The organism is Jingyaoa shaoxingensis (assembly GCF_014385005.1).
Taxonomy (GTDB): domain Bacteria; phylum Bacillota; class Clostridia; order Lachnospirales; family Lachnospiraceae; genus Marvinbryantia; species Marvinbryantia shaoxingensis.
Genome location: NZ_JACRSZ010000055.1, coordinates 1 through 1,485 on the forward strand (window position 1 = coordinate 1; position 1,485 = coordinate 1,485).

The 1,485-nt window shown below is 40.1% G+C and carries 2 protein-coding genes and 1 pseudogene; 2 read left to right on the forward strand and 1 reads right to left on the reverse strand.

The genetic code is table 11. From position 1 onward, the window contains the following. Window positions 1-202: 202 nt before the first annotated feature. Window positions 203-832 carry a helix-turn-helix domain-containing protein gene (locus tag H8716_RS17410; protein ID WP_249310225.1) on the reverse strand — a complete coding sequence of 210 codons (630 nt, stop codon included), beginning with the start codon at window positions 830-832 and terminating at the stop codon, window positions 203-205. A gap of 175 nt (window positions 833-1,007) precedes the next feature. Here H8716_RS17410 and H8716_RS17415 point away from each other — a divergent pair, with 175 nt between their 5' ends. Both H8716_RS17415 and H8716_RS17420 read left to right on the forward strand, forming a co-directional pair. Beyond that, window positions 1,008-1,238: a helix-turn-helix domain-containing protein gene (locus H8716_RS17415; protein WP_002578307.1), complete on the forward strand. Its 231-nt coding sequence runs from the start codon at window positions 1,008-1,010 to the stop codon at window positions 1,236-1,238. 146 nt (window positions 1,239-1,384) lie between these two features. After that, a pseudogene (locus tag H8716_RS17420) lies at window positions 1,385-1,485 on the forward strand (relaxasome subunit MobC); the annotation flags it as partial.

A 1,485-nucleotide genomic window follows, 5' to 3' on the forward strand; every position in this document is an offset into this window, starting at 1 on the left:
TCACTTTTACTTTCGGTTCCAGCATATTCTTTCTGAACCATTTTACCGCTTGCATCTTCTACATAGAAGCGATAGTACCATTTTTTTCCTTTTTTTCTAACAGATCCTTTTGCCATAATCGTATGTCTCCTTTCGATATCCGACAATCAGAACTGTTGAAATGCTTCTTGCGTGTAAGTATATCACAACTCCGGTTGTCTTACTATACCGATTCAGAATCCTCATACATAACTTCGGATAAAAGATTGGCAAGCCTTTGTTCTGCTGCTTCCGGTTTCTTTGAATAGAGCCTTACAACATCCGCCATATCATTAAATGCGTTGACAGTATGTGTGATCTCCCTAAGAAACATAATCTCATTATATTCATCTTTCGATTCAAATCCCATTACTTTGGCAATGTCCGCATCTTTGGTACTGCCTTTGTAATTTTTGCAGGCGAACTGAAACGAATCCAGAAACAGTTCATATTGCTTTAACATTAACAGCAGTAAGTCTTTAGAAAAAGCGTCTTCTGTTTTATTGAGGTCAAGAGGTAACTGTTTGAGAATGTTGCCCATCGCATCACGAATCTGCAATTCTTTCTTATCCGTAATATCAGTTTCATATTTATCGGTTTCCCCTTTGAGCCATTCGATTGATACATGAAGTGCTTCCGAGAGACCTTCCAGCACCATCTTTTTGGTATTGTCAATCGAACCATTCTCATAACGCAGGATTGTGGAAGCGGTAACTCCCATCTTCTCTGCGACATAAGGCTGTGTCAGATTTAATTCGAGACGGCGCTGTTTTGCCCTGCTGCCGATTAGCTTGCGTAGTTCTTTATCTTTCATGCTGATGTGCCTCCTTTTTCGGTATGTCATTACTATACCACGTAACAACGTATATTGCAATACGCAATTTAAAGAAAAGAAATACAATTTCATAATGCTTGACAACAAGATGCAAACACGCTATACTGACAGCACAAATAAAATTGCATAATGCAATTAACAAGGAGGTGGTCATATGACGCAAAGAAAGATCGCCTTATCTATTGAGGAAGCTGCTGATTATACCGGAATTGGCAGGAACACCCTGCGAAAGTTGGTAGAGTGGAAGAAACTTCCGGTATTGAAGGTTGGAAGAAAAGTCCTGATCAAAACGGATATGCTGGAACTCTTTATGGAAGCCAACGAGGGCAGGGACTTGAGGGATAAGGGAAATGTGAAAGCAGTCACAAGAAACGGTTCAACTTAAAAAAGCGGTTCCCGAAGAAACCGCAAAAGGTTCTATCAGACCGGAGCCATGATATACCTACACGCAAGCAGATTATACCATGTACTTCGTCTGACAGACAACAGGAAACTTATGTTTGGAAGAAAAATGAAAGGACGATGATATTTATGGCAAGATCAACAAAGAGTTATGAGGAGCGTATGCTCCAGTTGGAAAAGAAAGAACAGGAAAGCCTTGAGAAAGCAAAACAGTATGCAGCACAGAAACG

Excerpts from the sequence above, each read along its gene's own strand:
- H8716_RS17410 (WP_249310225.1), bottom strand. The coding sequence starts at position 832 with ATGAAAGATAAAGAACTACGCAAGCTAATCGGCAGCAGGGCAAAACAG.
- H8716_RS17415 (WP_002578307.1), top strand. The coding sequence starts at position 1,008 with ATGACGCAAAGAAAGATCGCCTTATCTATTGAGGAAGCTGCTGATTAT.